This is a genomic window from Pedobacter sp. BG31 (assembly GCF_042464845.1).
Lineage (GTDB): Bacteria > Bacteroidota > Bacteroidia > Sphingobacteriales > Sphingobacteriaceae > Pedobacter > Pedobacter suwonensis.
In genome coordinates, this window is sequence record NZ_JBHNZK010000022.1 from 40,763 (window position 1) to 64,743 (window position 23,981).

The 23,981-nt window shown below is 40.7% G+C and carries 22 protein-coding genes and 1 pseudogene; 6 read left to right on the plus strand and 17 right to left on the minus strand.

Going from position 1 to position 23,981, the window contains the following annotated elements:
* Positions 1-105: 105 nt before the first annotated feature.
* The 5 genes from ACFE6N_RS20500 to ACFE6N_RS20520 form a co-directional block, all read right to left on the minus strand.
* Complete coding sequence (locus tag ACFE6N_RS20500; RefSeq protein ID WP_378939574.1) at positions 106-720, minus strand: class I SAM-dependent methyltransferase; 615 nt, start codon at positions 718-720, stop codon at positions 106-108.
* A 360-nt stretch (positions 721-1,080) separates the two neighbouring features.
* Positions 1,081-1,767 carry a hypothetical protein gene (locus tag ACFE6N_RS20505; protein ID WP_378939576.1) on the minus strand — a complete coding sequence of 229 codons (687 nt, stop codon included), beginning with the start codon at positions 1,765-1,767 and terminating at the stop codon, positions 1,081-1,083.
* Between the two features lie 70 nt (positions 1,768-1,837).
* Positions 1,838-2,248 (minus strand): DUF2846 domain-containing protein, encoded by a 411-nt coding sequence (locus ACFE6N_RS20510; protein WP_378939578.1) that lies wholly within the window; start codon positions 2,246-2,248, stop codon positions 1,838-1,840.
* Positions 2,249-2,260: 12 nt separating this feature from the next.
* Complete coding sequence (locus tag ACFE6N_RS20515; protein WP_378939580.1) at positions 2,261-2,797, minus strand: hypothetical protein; 537 nt, start codon at positions 2,795-2,797, stop codon at positions 2,261-2,263.
* Between the two features lie 16 nt (positions 2,798-2,813).
* Positions 2,814-3,662, minus strand: a complete 849-nt coding sequence (locus ACFE6N_RS20520) for a hypothetical protein (protein WP_378939582.1) — start codon at positions 3,660-3,662, stop codon at positions 2,814-2,816.
* 278 nt (positions 3,663-3,940) lie between these two features.
* Here ACFE6N_RS20520 and ACFE6N_RS20525 point away from each other — a divergent pair, with 278 nt between their 5' ends.
* Positions 3,941-6,442, plus strand: coding sequence for a mechanosensitive ion channel family protein (locus ACFE6N_RS20525; protein WP_378939584.1), 2,502 nt, complete (start codon positions 3,941-3,943; stop codon positions 6,440-6,442).
* A 126-nt stretch (positions 6,443-6,568) separates the two neighbouring features.
* Here the strand turns inward: ACFE6N_RS20525 and ACFE6N_RS20530 are convergent, their stop codons facing one another.
* Entirely contained in the window at positions 6,569-6,934 is a 366-nt protein-coding gene (locus tag ACFE6N_RS20530) for a hypothetical protein (protein WP_378939586.1), read from the minus strand.
* Between the two features lie 453 nt (positions 6,935-7,387).
* Between ACFE6N_RS20530 and ACFE6N_RS20535 the strand changes: the two genes are divergently transcribed.
* The 3 genes from ACFE6N_RS20535 to ACFE6N_RS20545 all read left to right on the plus strand — a co-directional run bounded on the left by ACFE6N_RS20535 (position 7,388) and on the right by ACFE6N_RS20545 (position 10,941).
* Positions 7,388-8,278: a hypothetical protein gene (locus ACFE6N_RS20535; RefSeq protein WP_378939588.1), complete on the plus strand. Its 891-nt coding sequence runs from the start codon at positions 7,388-7,390 to the stop codon at positions 8,276-8,278.
* Between the two features lie 146 nt (positions 8,279-8,424).
* Positions 8,425-9,294: a helix-turn-helix domain-containing protein gene (locus tag ACFE6N_RS20540; protein ID WP_378939590.1), complete on the plus strand. Its 870-nt coding sequence runs from the start codon at positions 8,425-8,427 to the stop codon at positions 9,292-9,294.
* Between the two features lie 54 nt (positions 9,295-9,348).
* Complete coding sequence (locus ACFE6N_RS20545; protein WP_378939592.1) at positions 9,349-10,941, plus strand: S41 family peptidase; 1,593 nt, start codon at positions 9,349-9,351, stop codon at positions 10,939-10,941.
* A gap of 305 nt (positions 10,942-11,246) precedes the next feature.
* On the opposite strand, the gene ACFE6N_RS20550 is transcribed toward ACFE6N_RS20545, so the two are convergent.
* From ACFE6N_RS20550 to ACFE6N_RS20560, 3 genes are all read right to left on the minus strand, one after another.
* Positions 11,247-12,077 carry an XAC2610-related protein gene (locus tag ACFE6N_RS20550; RefSeq protein WP_378939594.1) on the minus strand — a complete coding sequence of 277 codons (831 nt, stop codon included), beginning with the start codon at positions 12,075-12,077 and terminating at the stop codon, positions 11,247-11,249.
* A 459-nt stretch (positions 12,078-12,536) separates the two neighbouring features.
* Entirely contained in the window at positions 12,537-13,229 is a 693-nt protein-coding gene (locus ACFE6N_RS20555) for a DUF421 domain-containing protein (RefSeq protein WP_378939596.1), read from the minus strand.
* A gap of 152 nt (positions 13,230-13,381) precedes the next feature.
* Complete coding sequence (locus ACFE6N_RS20560) at positions 13,382-13,672, minus strand: hypothetical protein (RefSeq protein ID WP_378939598.1); 291 nt, start codon at positions 13,670-13,672, stop codon at positions 13,382-13,384.
* A 218-nt stretch (positions 13,673-13,890) separates the two neighbouring features.
* Here ACFE6N_RS20560 and ACFE6N_RS20565 point away from each other — a divergent pair, with 218 nt between their 5' ends.
* Positions 13,891-14,382, plus strand: a complete 492-nt coding sequence (locus ACFE6N_RS20565) for a 2'-5' RNA ligase family protein (RefSeq protein ID WP_378939600.1) — start codon at positions 13,891-13,893, stop codon at positions 14,380-14,382.
* 83 nt (positions 14,383-14,465) lie between these two features.
* On the opposite strand, the gene ACFE6N_RS20570 is transcribed toward ACFE6N_RS20565, so the two are convergent.
* The 8 genes and pseudogenes from ACFE6N_RS20570 to ACFE6N_RS20605 form a co-directional block, all read right to left on the minus strand.
* Positions 14,466-15,101: an alpha-ketoglutarate-dependent dioxygenase AlkB gene (locus ACFE6N_RS20570; RefSeq protein WP_378939602.1), complete on the minus strand. Its 636-nt coding sequence runs from the start codon at positions 15,099-15,101 to the stop codon at positions 14,466-14,468.
* A 146-nt stretch (positions 15,102-15,247) separates the two neighbouring features.
* The gene (locus tag ACFE6N_RS20575) at positions 15,248-15,481 is read right to left on the minus strand and encodes a hypothetical protein (RefSeq protein ID WP_378939604.1); all 234 of its coding nucleotides are present in this window, start codon (positions 15,479-15,481) and stop codon (positions 15,248-15,250) included.
* 163 nt (positions 15,482-15,644) lie between these two features.
* Positions 15,645-16,109, minus strand: coding sequence for a hypothetical protein (locus ACFE6N_RS20580; protein WP_378939606.1), 465 nt, complete (start codon positions 16,107-16,109; stop codon positions 15,645-15,647).
* Positions 16,110-16,545: 436 nt separating this feature from the next.
* Positions 16,546-17,457: a helix-turn-helix domain-containing protein gene (locus ACFE6N_RS20585; protein WP_378939608.1), complete on the minus strand. Its 912-nt coding sequence runs from the start codon at positions 17,455-17,457 to the stop codon at positions 16,546-16,548.
* Positions 17,458-17,531: 74 nt separating this feature from the next.
* The gene (locus ACFE6N_RS20590; RefSeq protein WP_378939610.1) at positions 17,532-18,269 is read right to left on the minus strand and encodes an SDR family oxidoreductase; all 738 of its coding nucleotides are present in this window, start codon (positions 18,267-18,269) and stop codon (positions 17,532-17,534) included.
* An 11-nt stretch (positions 18,270-18,280) separates the two neighbouring features.
* On the minus strand, positions 18,281-19,183 hold the full coding sequence (locus ACFE6N_RS20595) for an NAD(P)H-binding protein (RefSeq protein ID WP_378939612.1): 903 nt from the start codon (positions 19,181-19,183) through the stop codon (positions 18,281-18,283).
* Positions 19,184-19,512: 329 nt separating this feature from the next.
* A pseudogene (locus tag ACFE6N_RS20600) lies at positions 19,513-20,109 on the minus strand (S41 family peptidase); the annotation flags it as partial.
* Between the two features lie 17 nt (positions 20,110-20,126).
* The gene (locus ACFE6N_RS20605) at positions 20,127-21,803 is read right to left on the minus strand and encodes a beta-1,6-N-acetylglucosaminyltransferase (RefSeq protein ID WP_378939614.1); all 1,677 of its coding nucleotides are present in this window, start codon (positions 21,801-21,803) and stop codon (positions 20,127-20,129) included.
* 403 nt (positions 21,804-22,206) lie between these two features.
* On the opposite strand from ACFE6N_RS20605, the gene ACFE6N_RS20610 reads away from it, so the two are divergent.
* Positions 22,207-23,865, plus strand: a complete 1,659-nt coding sequence (locus ACFE6N_RS20610; RefSeq protein WP_378939616.1) for a vitamin K epoxide reductase family protein — start codon at positions 22,207-22,209, stop codon at positions 23,863-23,865.
* Positions 23,866-23,981 lie beyond the last annotated feature (116 nt).

Consider the following 23,981-nt stretch of genomic DNA (forward strand, 5'->3'; position numbering starts at 1 on the left):
ATCTGAGTCAGTACACTTTCCCGATCAATCATGTCCGGATCCGGTATTTCAATCCATAAAGGAAAATCATACTGCTGATCGGCGCTGCAGGCTGTTTAAACCGGGCTACGATTTCCGTACACACCAGGTGGTCATGGCCCTGCTGTTTTGTACGTTGGTTGTTTTAATCGGTTCGTGAAGTTGCCCGCCAAGGTTTTTCGTAAGCCTCAACAGCATCTCCTGGTTAACCAGGAAGCGTTCTGATCCGTCAGGAAGCATATACCTGCCATTCCCGATAAAACGGACCAGTGATTCAATACTGATCTCTGAAGCCAGGCGGCAGAAAAAATATCCGCCTGGTCTAAGTACACGCCACATGGAAGTTAACATTGCTTCAAAATGTTCCTGGTTCATGGCAAAGTGCAGTACGGCCGAACTGATCACGAGATCAAAACTTTCATTTTCAAAAGGCAATTGTTCTACAGGAGCAATGCTAAAGTTTTCTTCCGGATTGATGTGAGGAAAAGCACTTGCCGCTATTTTAAGCTGTGTTATGGCTTCAGGATCCCGATCTACCCCATAAACCTGTGCACCACTTTTTAAAAAGTACTGCAGGTTTCTCCCTGTTCCGCACCCGGCATCCAAAACGGTTTTGCACTCATTGTAAGTACCTTTTAGTAGCTGATCGAATAAATAAATATCAATATCTCCGAAAGTTTCCTGTATCTGCTCGCTTTTCATCTCTGCCGCAAATATAACGACAAATTGCCGGGATGGTATTACAATTTATAATTTCTCGAAATGCGGCAAAAAGCAAAATGGTTCGAAGCACGAAAGATTATCTTCGCTGTTAAATACTCAGAAAACTCGAAACTGGCAATTTGAAATTCAAATATCGTGATGATCACTCAGAAATAATTTCTGGCACTTCTGCCGCACATACTTTTTCCAATCCAGGCACATTTAACGTTAAAGCACTGGTGTGCCTCAAAAATGAAAACGGATATTGTGAAGTCGATCCGGTAAGAAATGTGACTATCAGATAGCCAGATAGCTTGGTTTAATTGAAAAGAACTTTAGATACCTTAGGCTTTATATAGGTTACGGATTTTTGTAGTTTGAATATTCGGAAATAATTTCCGAATCGCTGGTTAAGGCAAGCAGCTGTATAACCATATTAGTAGTTTCCATAAGGGGTAGGTATTGCTTTAGCCCTTGATTAAAGGTGAATGTAGATACCGTTAATAGTTTCGCTATTTTAATGCCATTCACTTTCAATGGAGCCATATTCTGTATAATCTGCTTTTCCAAAAGTTTTGTTTTAGCGTTAATGAATAACTGCCCTTTACAATCTTTCATAAAAAGGTTTTCAGGGCTAAGTTTATCCGCATCATACCTAAATTCAACAACGAGCTGGTCATCCTTATCAGAAACTATTTTATAACTATTTTGATCTATCACAGGGATAAGCGGAGCAACAGGATGTGCTTTAAGGAAGCTTTTCACCTGTCCTAAACTCGGCTGTTTACCATTAACCGAGTTTAGATTCCACTTATTTCCATCTGGTTTTGACCCGTCAAACAATGCCAGCGCAATTTTTTCACTGGCTGATGTCCGGGTTACCTGCTTTAAGTCAAAAGCCATAGCAGCGGCATTTTCTTTCGCTTTATGATGAAGAACGCTTGTATCAATCTGAAACCGATTCAAAACCTTAACGACTTCGCTTTGCTGCCCTTTTACAGTAAATGCTGCTAAAATGAATAAAAGCGTATAAGTATAAGTCTTCATTTCTTATTAAAAAGGCTTAGAGCCTGAAGCATAACTTTAGGCCTATATTGTACGATAGCTAAAATTGTTTTCATTTTCCACCCAAACAATCAGTAACCTGAATGCTTTTTGCAATCATAGGTTCTGCGGTAGATTGAGGAACTTCCAGACAGGTAATTTCATTTCCACTATTGATCATAAAATAATTCACTTTTCCTTCAGCTACGGTAAATTTAACCGGCAGCTTAAGTCTTCTGTCAGGAATTCCACCAGGTTGCACGCTTATTGTATGTTCACCGGGCTTTAGGTCATGTACCGAATAAGTTTTATTTTTCATTTTACAAATCAGTTCACCGTCTACGTATAACCTGTAGTTAACTGCCGAACCATTCATTCCCGTTCTGCGAACAACATAAATTTTACCTGTTGAATCCTGCGCAAAAGCAGCGCCAGAGCAAAAAAAGGCAAATAATAAAAAGGTAATGTTTCTGATCTTTTTCATTTTAGTTAGATTTTATAGAGAAAAATTATATGCTGCGCGAATGCCCACAAAGCGAATAACGTAAGTATCAGTACCCGATTCAGAATTCTGGTATCTAACATCAAGCTCTAAGTCCCTAAATGCATATCCCACTGATAACGCCCAGCCAAAAGCGGTTTGGTTCCCGCTGGCCTTTCCTGATGGTCCGGTCCCCTTAACATGATTAAAAGCGACGCCAGATTGCCCTTCAATTATTATTGCGCCCATTTTTGCTCTATATCCAAGGTAAACCGGAACAGTAGCGTAATTTGCCTCTATGGAAGTCGGCAGATTTTTTACATTGAAGCGATTGTAACCCGCCTCGAGCGTAATCTGCTGATCAGCTTTTCCAACACCCCAAATTCCTTTTAGCGCAACGCCGTAACCAAGATTAACCTCGTCAGACAATTTCCCTGTTGGTATGGCCAGCGAACCAGAAGGCTGTAGCATTTTAACGCCCTTCTGAGCAAATGAATGATAGCCAAAGACCATTAAAATTAAGATAATAGTAAGTGTTTTTGCAGTTTTCATAACAGTTATGCGCTTACTATTTACGGTAAAGTGGACATCTTTTCAACAGGTATTCTAACGGACCGCTATAAGAGCCATCAGTATTGCTCAAAAATGCTTTATGGCTTTCATTGTAGATGCTGGCGTTATTGTCCATATAAATCTGTAGGCTAACGCCGACATCGAACCGCTGCACGGCACTGCTATTTGAAGAATTGTAATCAGAAACACCCTTAACCTTACCTGCATCGTCACGTTTAACATTTGCATTACTGCTCCCCGAAGTGTAACTGGTCTGGTATCCTTTATTTTGTGTTACTGTTCCATCTATTACGTACTCTACGCCTAAAATATCACAAAGGTTCTTCATCGTAAAACCGATCATCTTATCTCTTGTTGCACCTGCTTTGATCAATTCGGCATTCGTAGTCCGTGGATCAAGAATCGTATAACCGGCTGAGTGTTTGCTTAAAAGCGCGTAGGCATCTTGCTGCGCTTTCATTCCAATGGCTTCGGCCCCGGGCTGATTATCCATTAAAAAAGTAAAAGGTAATATGGCTATTTTATTGTGGTGATCTGCCGGGGTTGCAGACATCGTTATCTGATCTTTCTGCCGGGTATCGGCTGGAGTTGCACTATTGGAAAATGTTTCAATCCTGCCACTTGAATGATTGATCTGGGCTATATCAGATTTCTTGATAATGTATTCTGCCGTTTCTCCGCTATACACAAACGAAACATCTGAATCGGAAACCTTTATAATTTTTCCTTTAAGCTCCTCGCCGTTATTTTTTTTAATAATATCAGCTTTCTGGTTGCTTTGACCTTGAACAATAGTGCTAACAGCGAAAATCAGGCATGTAAACAACAGGTAGAATTTTTTCATGTTTTTGTTTTTAGTTATGACAATTAAAATTAATAAAAAAAATTAAATGTGATCAGCAGACGTCTAATTGTTTTTGTTTAAGCTATAGCTGATTGATTAATATTGTCCACAGAAAACCTGAATCGTTACGCTACGCGCAGTTTAGTCAATGTTGATCATCACGGATTCATTATACTCAATATCAGGAACAATTATAAGTAAACATTAATTTACACGACCGGTTTTATTTATTTTTGATTAAGCGCTTTTTTTTAATATTATTGAACAAATCCAATATCATGAAAAGCAACGTCATCTGGATAGCCATGCTATTTGGTTGTTTGGCATTTGCCAATCCTATGTCAGCACAATCACCTTCGGGTAGTGTTAATATTACTGATTCTTCAATAGTAAAAACTAAAACATTTTTGGATAAAATGCAGGAATTCGCGAAGAAATCTGCTAAAGAAAGTACCGATGACTTCGAGGCTGATAAGGTTGCGATGGCACAGCTCAAGGTCATAAGTGAAATCAGGCTTACCATTGAGGAGGCTAAAGGATATCTTAAGAGAGGAATTGATACTTTCTCTATGTATTCAAAAATCACTACTTTAAAATCAAATTTTCAAATTGCATCAGATGGGGTCTTGATCAATACCGGAAGCACGCAAACTTACCGTAACCTGGCTTCGACTAAACGAATACTAAGGGAGTTACTCATTGATGCCAAGAAAGTTAGAAATGTATTGGAAAAGAAGCAGAAAGAAATTACATTTTACCATTATAAAATCGACTCTCTGTCAACCGCAAAAGAATTGTTTGTTTTTCCAAAAGATTCAGTACAAACGATGGATTACCTGCGGACCTTGGCAACGGCAGCTGTGGATGTCGGTCCGGTAGATTCCACTTTAAAAACAGCAAATTTCCGGGTCCAGAAGTTACTGAACAACTACAGCCTGCTCATCAGCCAATTGCAAAATGGAATTGAACAGGTAGAAAATTTTGAACGGATAATGGCCAACTCCACAACAGGGCGCGAAATTCCAAATCTCTGGCAAAAACAGTTAAAATCAAGACCAATATCAGAAATCATCAGGTTTTCTTTATCTAAGAATATGCTAACCCTGCGTTTTTACCTATCTAATAATGCAGGTAAACTGGCATTGATTGTGTTTTTAACTATTCTTTCTTTTACTTATCTCAATGCCCTGCGTAGGATTTATATTTCTAAAGGCCTGATTAAAAATGAGTTTAACGGGCAGCTTGCAATCAGGTACCCGGCACTCTCGGCCGTTTTAATTGTACTGAGCTTGTTCCAGTTTTTACTAATTTCTCCTCCTTTTCTGTTAAGCTTTATTATTTGGTTAATTTGTTGTATTTGCCTAAGCATTATTTTTTTCAAATTTATTACAAGCTATTGGATGAAAGTATGGCTTACCATGGTTGGATTTTTCATTTTGGCTTCAGGTGGAAACATCCTTTTGCAGGCCTCCCGCCAGGAAAGGTGGTACATGATAACCATTTCAATTTTAGGCGCCTTAGCCGGTATCTTCATTCTAAAACAAAAAAGAAATCTCGAATTGCGCGAAAAGTGGATTTCCATCTCAATTTTTATCATGGTAGGCCTTGAGGTACTATCAACAGTGCTTAACCTCTATGGCCGTTATAACCTTTCAAAAACAATCTTTGTTGTTGGCTTTTTAAATATCATCATCGCTATTTTGTTCCTTTGGGTAGTAAGGCTCATCAATGAGGGGCTTCTCTTATCATTTGATGTGTATACCGTACAGGACCGAAAATTATTTTACCTCAATTTTGGCAAAGTAGGCAACCGTGCACCATCCATCCTATATGTTTTAATCGTATTAGGTTGGCTAATCCTGATGGGACACAATTTTCCGCTATTCGAATATCTGTTAAAACCAGTACTTGATTTTTTCATTTCTGAACGAACAATAGGCAATTATACCTTTAGTATTAACGGGCTGTTGCTGTTCTTCGGAATTATGAGTATTTCAGTAATTATTTCAAAAATTGTATCCTTTTTTACTTCGGATGATCACCTGGTTGGGTCAAAAGCTGAAAATCAAAATAATCGTGGATTGGGAAGTTGGGTTTTACTTTTGCGAATTTCAATTTTAACCATAGGGCTTTTCCTTTCAATTGCAGCAGCAGGTATCCCTATGGAGCGGATTACCATCGTAATTGGTGCATTAGGTGTAGGTATTGGGTTTGGACTTCAAACCTTGGTTAACAACCTGGTTAGCGGCCTAATCATTGCTTTCGAAAAACCCGTTAACGTCGGCGATATTGTAGATATCGACGGACAGGGAGGCACAATGAAATCCATTGGTTTCAGAAGTAGTGTAATAACCACTTGGGAAGGTGGTGATCTGGTGATGCCGAATGGAGATCTACTCAATTCCCATTTAATGAACTGGTCCCTGTCAGGTAACCGAAGAAGATTGTCCATTACCATTGGTATAGACTACGGAACCGATCTTCAAAAATGCAGGGAAATTATAATTAGCATACTCGAAAAAGAAGACAGGGTATTAAAAACCCCCAAACCAGCAGTAAACTTTGAACTTTTTAATACCAATTCAGTCGATTTAAAAATTCAGATATGGACCCGGCATCTTCAGGATAATAACCCAACCCGAAATGATTTGCTCATCGCCATCCATCGGGCATTTAACAATGAAGGTATAAAAATACCCGTAAACCAACAGGAAGTATATCTTCACGAGATGAACAAACCCTTAGCGCGGGTTAATGGTGATGAACCAGGCGATGCCTGACCTGTAGTTTACCGAATGATGTTGAGTCAAATCAATCATATATTGAAAAATATCGTGGATCAGGAATTTCATACATTACAAATTCAGTTGCCTGCCGCAAATATTCAAAATAAATACCCACCCCGGTTATTCCCAGGTTTCCCATTCATCCTGCTGCACATCGTATTTTGCATATTCACCAGAGTCTGTAAATTCCGAAACGGTCATGCCGACTTCGAAAATCGAATCTTTACTCCAGCCCGCGGTAAAGTAAACCGCTGCTTTGGTTAATAAAGCCGTTCCGTAATCTTCGTCCGGATGATTAAAATGCAATCCATAACTGTTTTCATCCGATAGCGTATAGCCATAGCTCAATAATCTTTCTTTCAACGCGTCAAACTGCGCTGCTGTAAAGGGAACCAGATTTTCAGTGTTTTCAAAAAAGCCTTCATCAGGTATGGCCTGCCGTTTTGCTTTGGTTTCAATCCGGTAAAGGGAAATATCGTAACTCATACTGCCTGATGTTACATGGGGTTAACCAATAATGACCTATAGATTTAATTATTTTTCTGTTCATCTGTAACATTTAATCAACCGAATTGTTAGTTACTATTGCCGGAAAAAGTGTTATTTCAAAAGAATCATTTCAATATCATGGTCAACAAAACATTGAAGTTATTTTTTATCAAATCGATTATCGTGCTGGGCTTCATACACCTCGTATATTTTATTTAAGGTTATTTCAGGTTTGTGGAGATCGGTAAGATCTACATTTACACGGAATTTTAACGTTTCAAGTTTTACGATGATGTATCCATTTCACACTTTTTTATCAGCGGTTTATTTTTATTGACTGTGCTCATTTTACTGATCCGGAATCATGCCAGAGAAAGGTATAGCGGGCTGAATCTGATTAAAATAGGGGCTATACTGCTGTTCATCGTGTTTTTATCTTTAAGCTTCTTCATGAGTTACAGCTTTGGCATGAACGCTAAACTTAAACAGGAGTTACCGGCAAAAACTTTCAATGCAGATAAAAGGCTGTTAAACGTTTTAAATCCCTTTTTATACCCGGGCTCGCACTACAATTCAGAAACCTTGTTCAATGTAACCAATATTCTGTATCCTAAGCCCTACCCGGTAACGGAAGTGAGGGATACTGCTTTTTATGATCCGGCAAACAAAGCATATTACAGCCTGGAATCGGCCTATTACAGCATCGATACTTTGAAAATGCTTACTTCAGCTTACGATAAACTAAAAAGCGCCACCAACATTCCTGTTGAGTTGCCGGGTCTCGATCAGCAGGGATTCCAGAAAAGAATCCTATCCAAAACCGTGCGCAAGGATAGTACCGAAATCGTATTCAGAGGGGCTGCAGTCATCCCGAGGTTTGAAGACAGCATCTGTGTTTTTCTCGAAAACAAAACATTAATCAGCCCGGTTGAGGGAGAAGGTATTGCAATACAGCAGCGGCAAAGCGCCATAAACCGCTACCAGCTCCTTTATCAATTACCACAGGATTCTTTACTTCATGCTTTTCAAAAACTAGCCTTGTTGTTAAAAAGATATCAGGTCGAATCTTCCATCAATCCGGTAACACTTACCCGGGATGTATTCCGTTTCAGGGATGAGGATCGGGAACAGCTATACCAGATCAGGAACAATTTTAACCGAAACGCACTGATTGAGAAAATCAAAATTTTAAACCGGCTGTTTTACCAGCCTAAGTTTTTTCATCCTGCTATCCGGCCAATCTTTTTTACGGTACTCTTTTCAACCTGGCTTTTTGGATTTGCCTTGTTTGTGCTTACAATTTATTTACGAAGGCCAAAACCAGGCGCGGTAAAACCGTAAAACCTGCTGCCGTTCATTAATAGAAGAAGCAGGATGGCTATTCACGCAGTACTGCAGCATATCTTTACTTCGTATTCAGTTTTAATCCATAATTTAGCCCCTTAAATCTGCTTCGCGCACGATTTATACCGAATGCCAGCAAAAATATGGAGAAAAGCCTGCTCAAAACCACCATCCTAAAACCTGAAAACCCAGTATTAAAGCAGTATGTAGAATATTTTTTATTCCTCCGTAAAAAAGATAAGCTACCTGTTCACTATACTACTTTTCCCAATAACAACCTGTGCCTGGCCATTTACCGCCACAACCAGGTCGAACACCAGCGTCACGGAAAACTGAACCATTGTGTTATCCGGGCAGGCCGGGAGGAATTTACCAGCCGCATCTATGGCTTTCATCACATGCCTTTCCGGGTAGATATCCAAGAGGAACTGGATCAGATCTGTGTGATTTTCCATCCAGCTGCCTTAAAAGCCTTTACCCGGCTCAACTTTGATGAAATTGACCATGCCGGCCAGGTATTTGAACAACTTTTTCAACCCAAAGAGCCCTATTTTCTTGAACAGCTGTTCGGCGAAACCGATCCTGCCAGGCAAGCCCGGCGGCTTGAAGCTTTGTTATTGCATCAGCTGGAAGAACACCGCATTGCAAAAATCAGAAAAGCCCTTTACCATTTGTCGCCTGCCCGGCCACATTACCAAAATGTAAGTGTAGAAATGCTCTGTCAAAAACTTGGAATCAGCGATACCACACTCTTCAGGCTTTTTAAAACCGGTTTGGGTCAAAACCCACAGAAATACCTCAAAACCATTCGGTTCAGGCAGGCATTACACGACCTGACCACTGCACCACGTCCGCTTACAACGGTTGCGCTACGCCACCATTACTATGATCAGGCGCATTTTATAAGAGATTTTAAAACTTTTACCGGTTATTCGCCCAAGAAACTGCTGAATATGGTATCTGTACAGCAACAATCCCTTACCTGGATTTATCAGGAAAAGCAAGGTGAATGATTTTTACAATTTCTTTTGCCGCTAATGCTTTTCCTTTGTGGCAAATCATCTGATATGCGATACCTGTTCATCCTGCTGGCCTTTTGTCTGGCTACTTCCTGTGCTTTAAAACGAAAGCAATACCCAAACCCCGCTCCATCTTCTGATGCTTTACCGCAGTTAACGGAGCAGCAAATGCGCGCCGAGTACGATACGCTGGTTTCTTATATCAAACAGGTCAGTCCGGTCATCTGTTTTAACAAAGAAGTAAGGGGAATCGATTTCAGCCGGCACGCTGCCCGCTTGAGAAAACAGATCGGTCCAAAAACCACTATGGAAGCGTATTTACATATCATCAAAAAGACACTTAATGCCGCACAAGACGGGCATACAAGTCAGCTGAATACGGTCCTGCTGGATATTGCAAAGAAATACTGGATCCCGGGCGGCCTTGTATCCTTTGATAGTGCATCCACTCAAAATATGTATAAGTACGTAAAATACCTCAAAGAAAGTTTTTATTCAAAGGCCGATCTTAACCTGATCTACACTTCAGGATCGTACTATAATTTAATGCCATTCAGCTACAGAGGTAAAGCCTACCCTGCCGGCATGAAACTGATTCGCTGCAATGGCAAAAATATCCATAAGTTTGTGGCCAACCTTACCCAACTTTACGCTCCGTTGCGCTGGGATAGGGTAAATAACCGGGTTTATGACGAAAATTTCTACTGGCCGGCCGAAATCTATAAGCAGGATACTTTAAGAATGACTTTTGTTGATCAGCAATACAGGCAGCATCAGCTGAACATCCACAAAAACGACTCCGTAACCTACCTGGCCAAAAAGCTAAACCACTATGGTTATTTCAGCCAGACCGATACCGTGGTAACCCATTATTTTGAACAGGAAGGTATATTTTATGCCAAACTCCCGGCCATGCGCACGGAACTGGGCGATACGATTAAACGGCGCATGGAGGCTATTTTTGCCCGGCACCCTGTAAACAGCGTGGTCATCGATATCAGGGGCAATGGTGGCGGCTCAGACCAAACCTATAATATCTTTTTAAAGAAACTGCTGAGTGATACCTTGAAAAAGGACGTTGTGGTCGGCCGGAACTTCAGTCCCGAAACCCGGAAAAAATATCACCTCAACCGCGATTCCGTCATCAACAGCAATAACAAAACTTTTAATCCCGGCGTACCTCAATTCAAATCGCAGGAAATGTATTTCATCAAACAATCTTTTAATTTTGTAACGCCAGATCGTGCCAGGTTTCCCTTTAACGGAAAGATTTATATCCTCCAGGATAAATTTATTTACTCTTCGGCCAGTAATCTTTCCAGTTTGGCGCAAAATGCCAAACAATTGATCAGCATTGGCGAAACACCAGATTTGTTGGGCGGACTGCAGGCCGATGTACTCATCAAAATGCTGCCCTACAGCAAATTTATTTTCAGGGTAGAACCACAGGTCGATTTTACCGGAATCAAAAAGCTTGAGGATGTTTTCCAGAACCATGTAGAATACCCGGTATCCTATCCCATTGAGAACCTGTATCTAAGAACAATAAGCAAAGATATATTCGGGAAAAACTTTTTGTTAAAAAACGACCCCATGTTCAGAAAGGTACTGGAATTAGAACAAAGTGCCTTAGCTAACTGATCGCTTTATAAATGATGAATTTTCAACCTGTTTATCAGCTATTTATATATGATTTGAATAAAAACCGGTTAACTGATTATAAATCACCTGATGAAGTAAATTTAAGCCTCCTCAACTGTCCGCTTGCCCTCACCCTCGTACGATGGCCCGGTTTTTATTTCCGGGCCGGCCTGAAAAAATCAAGCCTCATTGCATGTTAATGGGGTGAATCCTGATGAGGCTTTTTTAACGCCTTTAAACCAGGGAGTCCAGTTCAGGCCCGAACCGGTTTTGACCTGGCGGGATGGCCGCTAATTAACAACTGTTTACTTTGCTACTTTTCGGGAGCTTAGCCAAACGAGTTGATTTCGGGATTGATATTGATATACATTAGTCCACCAGCTTGCCCCACCCCTGCAGGCGGTAATAAACCGTTTATTTTTCTGATCTAAGGTTACATCACAAAATCCGGCACATTTAGCGCGCGAATCCTGAGGTTCAGCAAGTTGCTCAAAACGCTTTGATACCGGGTTGTACAAATAAATGGTAAAAGTACGGTATACTCCCATCCCGGCATCCGGAATGGAGAGTGCTACATCGTCATAACCGTCAAAATTATAATCGGCTATAGTTCCTTTACGTTGTGGGTCCGGACTGTCGAAACCGGGTAACCGTGCTGTTTTTATAAGTTTATCCGGATAGCGGAATGTCAACCGGTCATCCATCCCTTTCGAGAAAGAGATGAGCGCTCCATGCAACAGGTAACCTGCCTTTTCCGCATCCGCTTCCGGTTTCTTTACCTGCTCCAGTTTAAATCGCTTTTGGTCTTTGTTGCGTATGTACAATGCAGCTGAAACTTGATTGGCCTGCTCACTTAACTGGTATGTTCCGGTCACTTTTCCGTCCAATACTTCCTCCCAAACATAAGTAAGCTGTACTGCCGGGGTTTCTCCCTGAGTCTTCCGGCTTTTTAGCCGAAGGGGAATTACGCCCTGCTGCCCAAGGTATTTTACATAAGCGCCCTTTCCGCCCGTACCATAGTAAATGTTCATCAAAAAGGGCTTGGCTTCCGCGCCCGATTTAAGCAAAAAAGGCTGGGCCTTAACACCAACGCTCATCAGGGCCGTAGCCATTATCAGTTTTAATATTTTTATCATGTTAGCCTTATTAATTATATCAAAAGATTAAAAAGATTGATTACCGCTAATGCTCCAAAAACAGCATCATGTATATTACCTGATTGATTTTACCGCTGTTTGATGTAGTCTTTTTGCCGAAGGTAAAAATAGCCGTCAGGCTTATTGCTCTTTTATCTATTCTCCAAGCCAGGTATTCAGTCCTTCCGCATGCCCGGTTCTTCCCTGCTGATCCGCACACCATCTTTTGCAAAACTATAATTAACTATGTACTTTTAGCGCCTGTATACATTGGTGTGGTTTTCAGCTTCCTTCCAGGAGATATAGATAGGCCCAACTATATACAAAAAGCGGCAGTATAAGCTCAAGGTTAACCTTTTTCATTTAGTTTATCCTGTCAATACATTTTCGTACAATTCATTTTTTCTGCTTTAAGCCATACACTGAAAATGCAACTTTGGCAAGCGCCAAACAAATTACCTATTTCACACGCTTATCGCTAATGGCGGCCACCCACTCTTCTTTTTGGCAGCGGCTGCAAGCCTGCTGTTGTGTTAACCGCAACACTTCAGCGCAGTGGGTGCAGGCATAAAGTCCAGTCGCTGTTATTTTATTGGTTTTCTTTTGGTATACCTTGGGGTAGATGGGCAGGCCTGGTTTCACATCCTCATCTTCAAAAAAAAGAAAACTCACCTGACCATTGGTTTCAAGCACTGCCGCCCTCACCTGGCCAACATGTTCAATGCCCTGTACCCGCATTTCTGCAAAAAATTCATCCTGTGCAAAATTGGCATCTCCCTGCTCATTCATGGTAAACCTGCCATTTTCAATAATATACATCGGTACGCCCTCCAGTATATTTTCCACTTTCTGGTATTTGGCAGCAAAAAAGGTAATGACCCTGTAAACCAGTAAAATCACCAGAAATACCAGCACAGATGGTAAAATGGCCGATTCGCCGCTCAACATTGGGTCGCCGGCAGCGCTACCCAATGCAATAATAATGGCCACCTCAAAAATGCTGAGCTGACGCACGCCTTTTTTACCTGTAGACCTCAGGAAGATCAGCACCAGGGCAAACATAATCACAGTACGCATGCCAATTTCCAGCGCAATGCCAAAATCAAGATCTTTAAGAAATATGTTTTTCCAGTTAAAGGATTCTACCATCATCAATTAATACAAACACCCAAAACTTTAATTTTATAAAAATAGTAACCGGCTAAAGCGGTTTGCTTAGTAACTTACCTGTTGTTTAATGCCAGCCAGCAGATATATCGCAGAAAGTATAGCTATTTTTTGGTTCCAAAATTACCTTCCGTTTCTTATCCGGGCACATAATCAAATGTGGCAAAACAGTTCCCATTTCGGGTACGCACCGTTCCTTTAAAAATGTAGGGACAGTTAGCTACAGATTTCCAAAAGCGCGCTGCCGACTGTGCAAAAAGCAATAAATCGGTGCCGTCCCGCACAATGAATGTCATGTCCCGCTCGCCTTCATTGCGCACAGGGATGCTTTCCAAAAAATGATGCCGGTAATAGTGGTTACCCGGTGCCCATGTTTGTTCAGGGTATAGGGTATGAGTGGTAAGGGCCATTAAGCTAAATTTATCCATAACTGCATTGTTATGCTGTCTGCTAACATTAACATCCAAACGGCACAAAAAGTTTATCAAACGGCTTCAGGCTTTTCATTTGAACAAACAATCCTGTACACCTTTTTGTTCAGCTGCTGTTTTAAGGCAATACCATCGCCCATTTACATTTACAACCAAAAAGAAGTAAAATGCATTGATGCCTGAGGGCGTTACCTTTATTCATTACCCGATTATACATGAGCAATCCCTTAATTGTAACCCTAAAAATGGATGAAAAAAGCCAGGCATTTTTTGATGGCAAACGCAGGGCTTATTTTCCGTCGGAACGGAATTTTCTGAAGGCACACCTGATGGTATTTCACCATCTGCCCAACACCGAAGAAACCAGATCCTTTCTTAAAGCCTTCCGGTTTCCCTGTTTCTTAGCCAAAGCAACGGGGCCGATGAAACTGGGGCGCGGGGTGGCCTACCGGGTGGAATGTGCTGAAATAAAACAGTTGCACCAGCTACTTGCCAAACACTTTTACGCGGTGCTCAGAGCTCAGGACAGGCAGGGTTACCGGCCACATGTGACCATCCAGAATAAGGTAAGCCCTGAAACGGCCAGGCTACTGTTTGATGCGCTGAACAGCAATTTCGAAAGTTTTAAAGTGGGCATTGAGGCGATTCAGGTTTTTTCTTACCTGGGCGGACCCTGGCAACATGAATTCGATGTGGATTTAATATAATGTAATGCTCCTGAGGGCCATCAAAAAATTCATGCCCTTATCCAATGTTCAGCCAAAGCAGTTGCTGGTAGAGATAGGTAAATCTAGCCTCCGGCAATCATCAGCTTAAATTTTTCGCGCAGGATAGCGGCCACCCTGCCCTCCGGGTTCATCTGTTGCACCTTTGATGGCTTTACCTTGCGGTAGGTAATGGATAGCCTTCGCCCCCGGTGCCTGATCACGCCATTTATCAGGTCCTTTTTTCTTGGCGGAATGCCATGGTTCCATTTTTTACGGGCATCATCCTGCATGATGTAAAGCGATCGCACTGGTATTTCGATATCAACCACCTCCCCGCCTTTTACCTTGGTAAAGCGCATAATGTAGCCGCTTGCCAGGTTGAGGCCACAGATCTGGTTTTCATAATAATTGCGGTCTTTATGGGGCCTGATGCCTTCACCCGGCTGGTATTCGTTAATGATCACCTGATCTGGAGCATGCTCCAGATTTTTTTCGGTAAATATTTTCTGCGCAACTTTACTAATGGCCGGCGGGATGGGCAGCGGAATGCCAATAAGCGCGTAGGGTGCTTCCAGCTCATTGCGGAAACCATAGTACTGCAGCCGCCTGGCGTAATCCACCATCCAGGGCTGCGCATCTATTTCAGCTATTAATTGTTGTTCCAGCGCTTCGCTGATAAAATCAGGATAGATCAAAAATCCGGGTACCGGTGTTTCCATGTTTCTACAACAGTAAAAACAAGCCAGTGGTTTTAACCGGTCGGGATGGTTTTCACTTCTTTTCCATTAAAAAAGAAAAACGCCTGTCCATTTCCCGACAAACGTTTTCCTGGTACTGATCAGGCTAAAACCCTAAAAATCCATTTTTAACCGGCATTCTGATACACCACTTCAAAACTGCCGTACATGGCCATTTCTGCGCTGTGCGCAACTGAAAGTTTTAGCTTCAGCTTTTCAATCACTTCATTGGCATATACAATGCTTTTGTTCAGATCTTTTATGCCCCTAACCTCTATTCCCCTGGCCAGGCGTTTAAACTTGGATGGTTCAAATTTTTCAATGAATTTTTCAATATCAGATGTTTTTGTCATTTTACTCATAGTATGATGATTTTACCATAGCAAACCCCGGCAGTAAGGTTTTGTTTGCCTGCTGCATGGCATAAAGTATTAACAAATCATCAGGCAAAAAGCCATTAAACTGGCAATCAGTTTATTAAATCCGAAGAATCGTTAATAAGTTTCAAATTTCAAAAATAGAAACTTAAGGTTGCTTTACCGGTTTCAAAACACAATGTTCAGGTGCGTAATATACGCTTTTGGTTGGATGGGTCACTGTCCACTGTAAACGCTGCCCCGGCAAAACAGAAAGTTCAAAACTTCCTTTATCTTTTGGCATACCAAAAAAGCTGTAAAATTTCCCGATCAGTTTTCCTTTGTGGATCGTGCCGGTCAGATTATAGATGACGTCTGGGTCACAATCCGTTTTCCCCCCACTTTGGGTAATGGCACAGTATTGTCCTTTTACCCGGTTCCCCTCCTGGTGTAAAGTCAGCGTAAACTGCGATTCGGGCACCCCCTGCTCACCCATCACTACATATTTCCAGGTCCCTTCAAAACGGCGCGGCGCCGTTGCAGCGGTTGCAGGTTTAATATCCTGATCAACAGGGTTTAAAGAAGCTGCAATTTCACTGCATACAAAGAAGAGACTTAAGAAAAGAGTAACCATGAATGCGTTCTAAAAATATAAAGTTTTGCTTTGCCATGCGATGGAAACGGCAGCCCCTCGCTGATGCTGCAGCACATGCTGTTGTCTATCCGTAACCACCTCACTGTTATCCTATCTACCGCTTAACATCCCAATAGCAGAAAAGTTTTGGCAATCCTGTACAACCATGAGGACAGCGGTTTAGCTTCATGGACGGCCAGTGCTAAAGCCGTAGAAAGACTTTTTCCTGCCATTTAACAGATAAAACTCAACAAGATGTTAATGAGCAGGTTCTGCAAAATTATTCACAGATTTAGAACACTTACAGATCCCTTAAAAAAAGCTTACTTTAATAAATCTTTATAGGTTCTTCCAATGGGGCGCTCTTTGCAACTTCTTAGCTGAACTGCCTGGATGCTGATCGCAGCTATATCTTTCTTTAATACGATATTTGATTTCAATTAAAAGCCTGCCTGAATTCCAGAGGCGTCCGGCCGGTTTTGCTTTTGAACAGTCTGGTGAAGGACTGCGGATATTCGAATCCCATCCGGTAGGCGATTTCCGAGACCGAAAGGTCAGTGGTGGACAAAATCTCTTTTGCCGTTTCGATAAAACGGTGGTGAATGTGCTGCTGGGTATTAAGGCCTGTTAAGAAACGAAGCATATCACTCAGGTAACCGGCCGAGACATTTAACCGATCGGCTACGTGCTGTACGGAAGGCAAACCGTTCTCCAACTGCGCTTCATCCCGGAAATAAAAATCCAGCACCTTCTCAAACTTTCCGATCAGGTGGTCATTCGCTGCCTTATCTGTCATAAACTGCCGCTTGTAATAGCGGCTGCTGTAATTGAGGAGCAGTTCGATCTGCGAGATCACCACGTCCTGGCTGAAATCATCGGTCCTTGCCTGGAGTTCCTCATCAATAATATGAAAGACCGAAAACAGGGTTCTTTTTTCTTTTTCCGAAACGTGCAGCGCTTCATCTGCTGCGTAGGAGAAAAACCCGTACTGCCTGATTTTCTTTGCCAGAGGATAGGAAAGGAAAAAATCGGGATGGAGTAAAATAAGGCAGCCTTTTCCTTTATTGGCAACAGGTTTTTCAAAGCGCTGGCCGGGAGCGGTGAATACCAGTCCGCCCTCGCCAAAATCGTAATGGTGCTGGCCGTACCTGGCCCTTCCCATCGTATCCTTGTAGGCGATTTTATAAAAATCCAGCACCAGGTAATCCGGTAAGGCCTCATCCGGCAAGCTCATGTCTTCCAGCCGGATAAAACTCACCAGCGGATGTTCGGGCTTCGGTAACCCGAACATTTTATGGAACTCGGACAGTGAACGGAAGTTATGCAGGTTGTTGGGTTTGCTTTTCATCTTTTAAAATTTAAAGCCCGCAGCCGGAAGATGATTTCATTCCTGCGGTTGGTGTGTCAATAATAGCGAATTAATTACCAGGGGGTCTCTCCGTTTTCAGGATTATATTCTTCACTGATGAATTTTCCGGAAGGCCCCTCCGCTCCGATCATGGCGTATCGGGCAATCCGTTTACCTCCCTGCGCTGCCGTTCCGGTACCGCGGTGGTTATTGAAATCCGTTGCCACGAAGCCCGGGCAAACGGCATTTACCCTGAAGGCGGTATCCCTGAGCTCATAGGCCAGGTTGATGGTATACATGTTCATGGCTGCCTTTGAAGCGGTATAAACAGCTGCCTTATGGCTGTAATACATCCAGTCCGGATCAGAATGCAGTGTGAGGGAGCAGCCGCTGGAGGAAACATTCACGATTCTGGGTGCCACTGATTTCCGGAGAAGGTCCATAAATGCCTGGGTTACCCTGATCACGCCGTACAGATTGGTATCCATCACCTTATCGAAAGCTTCAACCGGTGCTTCCAGGGCAGCCTGCGGCATCCCGCCGTTAATGCCTGCATTATTGATGAGCACATCCAGAACCTCCGTCTGCTTTCCGATCTCTGCTCTTGCTTCTTCCACCGAATTCAGGTCGGTGACATCCAATTGTACCGCTTTTATATTTTCAAAGCGCTCTTTCTGAAGCTGCCGTACGGCCGATTCCCCGTTTTCCATATTCCGGCTTCCGATGAAGACAAAATACCCGTTCTCTAAAAGCTGTCTGGCGGTTTCAAGTCCTACACCTTTGTTGGCGCCTGTAATCAATGCTGTTTTCATAACCAATTATTTTATTTTTTGTTAAATACCCCGGCGAATTCCTTGGCGAAATCCTTTAATTTCACCTGTCCGAATTCCGGCTGGTGTGCGTAAAAATCTTCATATAAGCTGCCGTCTCCCTGGGCCTGTTGCATGGCCACCAGCCCTTTGGCAATCCATTCGTTAATGCCGGCAGAAAGCATCTGATCCAGCAATTGTTCAACGGGGATGATTTCCCACTTCAAATCCCTGGCAATGGATTGTCCCAGTGCGGCGGCAATTTCATCAGGAGACACCTCATCGCTGGCAATATAGTGGACCGTTCTTCCGCGGAAGGGCTTTTCCATCTCTTCTGCAATGGTGGCTGCGATATCATAGGGCGAAACCCACGGTTCCTTTCGTCCGCCGCCGTAGCTTTGAATGATTTTCCCCTGCAACTGTATCATCGGCAGCCAACGGTAGATGTTGCTGAAGAATCCGACCGGACGCATGAACTTGATGGAAACCGCTTCCGGAAGCGTCTGTAAAATCTGCTCCACATGGTGATGAACCAGGAGGCTACCGGTTCCTGCCGCCGAATGCGCCCCAATGCTGCTTAAATGGATGACTTTTTTAATTCCTGAATCCTGAACGGCCTTAACGTACTGATGGGCAATTTTCTCAAATTCAGCTAAAAAATCGATCTCCTGATCGAAGACGCTTCCGATGCCTTCCCATGCTTCCATCAGATAGGCGGCATCGGCCCCTCTGAATGTCTCCGTTAAAAATTCCGCATCCTGAATGCTTCCGATGGCTGCACCGGCACCCAATTTCTTAATTTCAGCTGTTCTTTCTTCTTTGCTGCTGATTACCGTAACCTGGTGTCCGGCAGTTACCAGTAATGTAGTGAGTGGTTTTCCGATGTTCCCTAACGAACCTGTTAATACGATTTTCATTGTTCTGATTTTATAAGGACAAAGTTGCATCAACCGGCGATAACGGAGTAAACAGAATCGGGGAAATATTTAACCGAAATGGAAAGTTTAGCCGAAGTGCAGATGCAGGCTTATTCAGTTAATTGAACCCAAAGTAGCATTCGGATCATAAGGCTGGAAGAGGGATACCAAATGCAGGAAGAAAATCATCTGCAATTTTGGCTTAACAACGAAAGAATCCAGGTAATCTTCCGGAAAGGCAAATAACAGAAAACTTTTTTGGATATTTAAAACATGAAAAATTTATCAGCATATACCGCCCGGTTTAGAAATGTTTATCACGTTTCAACCTATCGCCTACTGATGTTTTTCTCCATATCCTTCAACACCCAATCCAATTCCAAATCTCTAGCGGCCAGCTCTTCTTCAATCTGGTAAGTAATCTCAACATCCGGCATCAAACCTCTGCCGTCAATACGGGTAATGTCACCAAAAAAAGCGGGAAGCGTTCCATAACGGAGCAACAGCTGAGTCGTAGGCAGGCTAAGACTTTTCAGCGTCAAAGCCGTCCATACATTTTTACTGCCACCTGTTTCTTCACCAACAAATGTTACATTTTTCAGGGCTTTTAAATTCGCAGCAAGTAAACTGCCTGCCGAAAAAGTACCACCGTCAATCAAAACATATATTTTACCCTTAAATGTAAATGGATGAGGGCTGATCAACTCGAAGTCTGACCTTGACATTTTATCCACCCAAACCCGTATTTTTTGATTATTATACAGCTGTTTCTGCATTTTTATTTCTTCAGACAGCCTGTAGAAATATTTAGGTGAATCGATCAGGTGACTATAAAACCTCGCCGGCCAAACTAAATTACCGCCCGGATTACCCCTCAGATCGATGACAAGCGTCTTTAATTTACGCTTTTGTATGTCTGCAAAATATCTTGATAACCCGCAACTTACCTTAAGGTTTCTCGCTTTTTACTTTTTTTAAGCGAAACTTCTTCATAATTGTTCGTAACCTTTACAGGATGGTACAGTATCTCTTCCATCATCTCATTGATATTTATAAGTGGGCGAAACCGTACAGATCCCGTTGCAACATCGCCATTTCTGTCAGGAAATGCAGATTTATAATATTTCTTTGTTTTCGGCAACACAAATTCGCCGACCTCTCCTAGGTCATTGATTAAAAATCCTGCAGAACTCAATAAACTTGCTATGGACACCTCATGGTGTCCGCTCCATCCCGAAAGGTATGCTTTATTAAGAAAATCCAATGCTCTCTTTGAAATCCTAAAAATTGGATTAAATGACCGAAGCCTTAAATCTAAAGCAATTCTTTCCCCACTTGTATGCTTTAGTGTTTCCCACCAAAACCAATTAGGCTCATCTTTATACCTTCGTACGTGACAAGTCAGGAAATCAGTATCGATTTCACTCTCTTGAATCGAATTGAAAAAAGTGTTCCATCTTCCATTGAATCTGACATCGTCTTCAATGTACCAATAGTATTTGTAATCCGGATTTTTACTGGCATACATAAAAAGTGGGAAGTGGTTACTTCCGGGCACCAGTTTATCATAAATGCTTTTAAAGCCAATAGACTTTAAAATTTCATCAGTAAAGAGAAATGGATCTTCTAGTAAAATAAATTTCGGAACTTGTTTTGATCCTTGATGGTACAACAAACGTAAATCATGGCATTCCGGAATTTCTGTTTTTATCAACCGAAAGGTGTCAAGCGTTGAGCTATCATCTTTATTTGTTAGAAAGAGTACAACACAGTCTTTGCTACCTCCATTTTGGGATAACCTTTTTTGAATTTTGTTTTTTTTAGATAGAAGTTCAAAATCAATTTTATCAAGTATTTTAGAAGGAATTTCAGCACTAAATTTTCTGGCAAATAAAGAGCGACTTTTTCTGATCAGGTTAAAATGGAATTCATTAAAATATCGCGGATGACGATAAGGAAAATCCCATTTGATCAGATGAAGATTTTTCTTGACAAGATTATTCCCGACAATTTTTTCGCCACAGTTTAAAAAAAGAGTTTGAAAGAAACTTTCATCTGGTATATCAACAGCGCGAAAATATTCCATGAATTTTGGGTTAAGTTTTATAAAGTCAAAAATGATTTTTAAAGCGTATTTTGGCAGTGAGAACCATTGAGAACCCGCATAAATCCCCATTATATTGTCTATTTCTTTAAAACTTGGGAATCTGTCTTTTCCTCCATTCCACCATATCCTATAAGGTACCTTATTAAAATCAATAAATATTTTCATTGGGTTAGCCTTAAAATAGGCATGAATATACTGGTTGTTTTTAATTGGGTAATCATGTCCGCTCATCAGGCTAACGCGGTCAGTTAAGGGTAATTTATTATATACAAATTTCAAACAGCTTAAAGTTGCTTCAACAATGGAAAAACTTCCCCAATCGCTAGAAAATCTTCTTTTGACAAAAAAAATGCTTTTCATATCAAGATGAGTGAAATGTTTTTCAAAAAGAGAGATATCTACCCTCCTATCAATATGGATAACAAACGTGACACCATCAGCATACAAAGAGCTGATTAGCCGTTCAAGATGTTTATGATCATTGTGTGCCAGAATGATATACGTCAAATTCATACCAGGTTCTTCTAAGTTCGAAAATTTGCCATAAAACTAAATAAAAATTAAACTTTAGATTTTTCATTAATCTAAGAATTGACAACTAGCAGTTCCAGCCAAAGTTTCCAATCTAAAAAATGGTTTTAAACGAAATACCCTCTTTTGCTGCCTAAATACTTTTTAAAACAGTATTTAGCAAAAACCTATATGTTTTTTTGAAAAAATTCAGACAAACAATAATGAAAAATACTAACCCAATGTAATATTAAACCCGTCAATTAAATACCATAACAAGTTAAAAATCGGTAAGAATTGGAAAGGCATAAACTGTAATTTTAGTCACAGTAAAAGTAATTATTATGTCTTATAAAGTAAAAACCGTATGTTTTTATAAGATGGTAATAACTAAATCTAACCATTAATGCTCAAAATCTATAAAAATCTTCTTGGTCCGCAGGACAATACTTTACTCGTTATTCATAACCTCCTGAAGACATTAAAAGTGACTGTAACCAAAACAGACCTACGAAAAAAATTGGAGCAGCATCCGCTATACCCTAGTTTGCTCTGCGTATCTGATGTTCTAAATTATTATAAAGTTGAGAATTTGACAATACGATTAAAAGTTGAAAAATTGAAGAATTTGGAACAGCCATTTGTAGCACTTCTTAAAGCGGGAGATCTCTATAATGATTACTATTGCCTAATAAAATCAACGTCAGAACATAGCGTTATAATACATAATTCTTTATCCGGTAAAGAAACCCGTTATGATTGGACTTATTTTGAAAAAATATATCGGGGAATTGTATTAATTGCAGAAAGTAGCGAGAAATCAGGGGAAAAAAATTTCAAAAAAGAACAATTTATTGAGAGAAAGGAAAGGCTTATTACAGATTCATTACTCCTATTTTCTCCAATTCTTACACTGGTTGTCGGATTTTACAATTTTTATACTGTTGGGTTTGAACAAAATATTATTCCTTTTATCTACAATTTGTTAAGCCTTGTCGGAGCAATAGTAGCAAGTCTATTATTTTATTTTGAAGTTGATCGCTCAAATACGCTTCTTCTTAAAGTTTGTGGAGGAAAAATAAACAATTCTTTAAACTGCAATCAGGTATTAAATTCAAAAGCATCTTCCTTTTTAAGCGTTAGCTGGAGTATATGGGGAGTAACTTTTTTTCTTACCGTCTTATTTGGCCAAATATTAAATGGTTTCAGCAATAGAGATACATTGCAGTATCTATCATTATTTTCAATGATAGCCACATTTTACATTCCTTTTTCAATATATTATCAATGGAAGGTAGTTAGGCAGTGGTGCAAACTATGCCTAATTGTACAGCTCATTTTGTTCAGCCAATCATCTTTAATTATTCTTTCAAATAGCTTCGCCGATAAACCTATATTTCCCGTTACAAACTTGAGTTGGAATGTGCTAGCTATTTTCGTATTGATTGGTCTCTTAATTTTTTTACTTGCCAATCAAATGATAAGAATACTAAAAACCAGTAGCTCGAACAAGGTCGAATTAAAAAACTGTATGAAAGTTAAATTCAATCCACTTGTTTTTGATACTATGTTAAAAACACAGAAATCAATCACTATAACTACTGAAGGTTTAGGGATTTTGCTTGGCAATCAAAATTCAAAAAATAAAATCGTTAAAGTTTGTAATCCATATTGCGAACCCTGTGCCAAAATACACCCAATACTAAACAACCTTTTGGAAAAAATTGATGATTTAAGTATTCAAATTTTGTTTACAGCCAGTAACGAGGACAATGATTTAAGGAATAAACCTGTCAAACATTTCCTGGCAATATATGAAACCAACAAAGTTTTAACAAAAGACTGTTTAGATGATTGGTACACAACGCCGGGAAAAAACTATGATCATTTTGCGGCAAAATATCAGGTGAATGAACATTTAAATAGGCAGTCTGAGAAAATTGATGAAATGAATGATTGGTGTAAAAAGATGAACATTGATTTTACACCCACTATTTTTTTTAATGGCTACCAATTACCTGAGAGTTACAGCATAACTGATATCGAACATTTTTTAAAATCCTAATCAAAAAAATATAAAATAAAGCTATTATGTGTTGGTACTTAACTCTCTAGGAGAGGCAGGTAACGAGGTGTTGTATCCTGAAATTACAAAACAAAAAAAAACATCAAATTAAATTA

What these genes read in the sequence shown, in the direction of transcription:
- ACFE6N_RS20500 (WP_378939574.1), bottom strand. Translation starts at nt 720, where the DNA reads ATGAAAAGCGAGCAGATACAGGAAACTTTCGGAGATATTGATATTTAT.
- ACFE6N_RS20505 (WP_378939576.1), bottom strand. Translation starts at nt 1,767, where the DNA reads ATGAAGACTTATACTTATACGCTTTTATTCATTTTAGCAGCATTTACT.
- ACFE6N_RS20510 (WP_378939578.1), bottom strand. Translation starts at nt 2,248, where the DNA reads ATGAAAAAGATCAGAAACATTACCTTTTTATTATTTGCCTTTTTTTGC.
- ACFE6N_RS20515 (WP_378939580.1), bottom strand. Translation starts at nt 2,797, where the DNA reads ATGAAAACTGCAAAAACACTTACTATTATCTTAATTTTAATGGTCTTT.
- ACFE6N_RS20520 (WP_378939582.1), bottom strand. Translation starts at nt 3,662, where the DNA reads ATGAAAAAATTCTACCTGTTGTTTACATGCCTGATTTTCGCTGTTAGC.
- ACFE6N_RS20525 (WP_378939584.1), top strand. Translation starts at nt 3,941, where the DNA reads ATGAAAAGCAACGTCATCTGGATAGCCATGCTATTTGGTTGTTTGGCA.
- ACFE6N_RS20530 (WP_378939586.1), bottom strand. Translation starts at nt 6,934, where the DNA reads ATGAGTTACGATATTTCCCTTTACCGGATTGAAACCAAAGCAAAACGG.
- ACFE6N_RS20535 (WP_378939588.1), top strand. Translation starts at nt 7,388, where the DNA reads ATGAGTTACAGCTTTGGCATGAACGCTAAACTTAAACAGGAGTTACCG.
- ACFE6N_RS20540 (WP_378939590.1), top strand. Translation starts at nt 8,425, where the DNA reads ATGGAGAAAAGCCTGCTCAAAACCACCATCCTAAAACCTGAAAACCCA.
- ACFE6N_RS20545 (WP_378939592.1), top strand. Translation starts at nt 9,349, where the DNA reads ATGCGATACCTGTTCATCCTGCTGGCCTTTTGTCTGGCTACTTCCTGT.
- ACFE6N_RS20550 (WP_378939594.1), bottom strand. Translation starts at nt 12,077, where the DNA reads ATGATAAAAATATTAAAACTGATAATGGCTACGGCCCTGATGAGCGTT.
- ACFE6N_RS20555 (WP_378939596.1), bottom strand. Translation starts at nt 13,229, where the DNA reads ATGATGGTAGAATCCTTTAACTGGAAAAACATATTTCTTAAAGATCTT.
- ACFE6N_RS20560 (WP_378939598.1), bottom strand. Translation starts at nt 13,672, where the DNA reads ATGGATAAATTTAGCTTAATGGCCCTTACCACTCATACCCTATACCCT.
- ACFE6N_RS20565 (WP_378939600.1), top strand. Translation starts at nt 13,891, where the DNA reads ATGAGCAATCCCTTAATTGTAACCCTAAAAATGGATGAAAAAAGCCAG.
- ACFE6N_RS20570 (WP_378939602.1), bottom strand. Translation starts at nt 15,101, where the DNA reads ATGGAAACACCGGTACCCGGATTTTTGATCTATCCTGATTTTATCAGC.
- ACFE6N_RS20575 (WP_378939604.1), bottom strand. Translation starts at nt 15,481, where the DNA reads ATGAGTAAAATGACAAAAACATCTGATATTGAAAAATTCATTGAAAAA.
- ACFE6N_RS20580 (WP_378939606.1), bottom strand. Translation starts at nt 16,109, where the DNA reads ATGGTTACTCTTTTCTTAAGTCTCTTCTTTGTATGCAGTGAAATTGCA.
- ACFE6N_RS20585 (WP_378939608.1), bottom strand. Translation starts at nt 17,457, where the DNA reads ATGAAAAGCAAACCCAACAACCTGCATAACTTCCGTTCACTGTCCGAG.
- ACFE6N_RS20590 (WP_378939610.1), bottom strand. Translation starts at nt 18,269, where the DNA reads ATGAAAACAGCATTGATTACAGGCGCCAACAAAGGTGTAGGACTTGAA.
- ACFE6N_RS20595 (WP_378939612.1), bottom strand. Translation starts at nt 19,183, where the DNA reads ATGAAAATCGTATTAACAGGTTCGTTAGGGAACATCGGAAAACCACTC.
- ACFE6N_RS20605 (WP_378939614.1), bottom strand. Translation starts at nt 21,803, where the DNA reads ATGAATTTGACGTATATCATTCTGGCACACAATGATCATAAACATCTT.
- ACFE6N_RS20610 (WP_378939616.1), top strand. Translation starts at nt 22,207, where the DNA reads ATGCTCAAAATCTATAAAAATCTTCTTGGTCCGCAGGACAATACTTTA.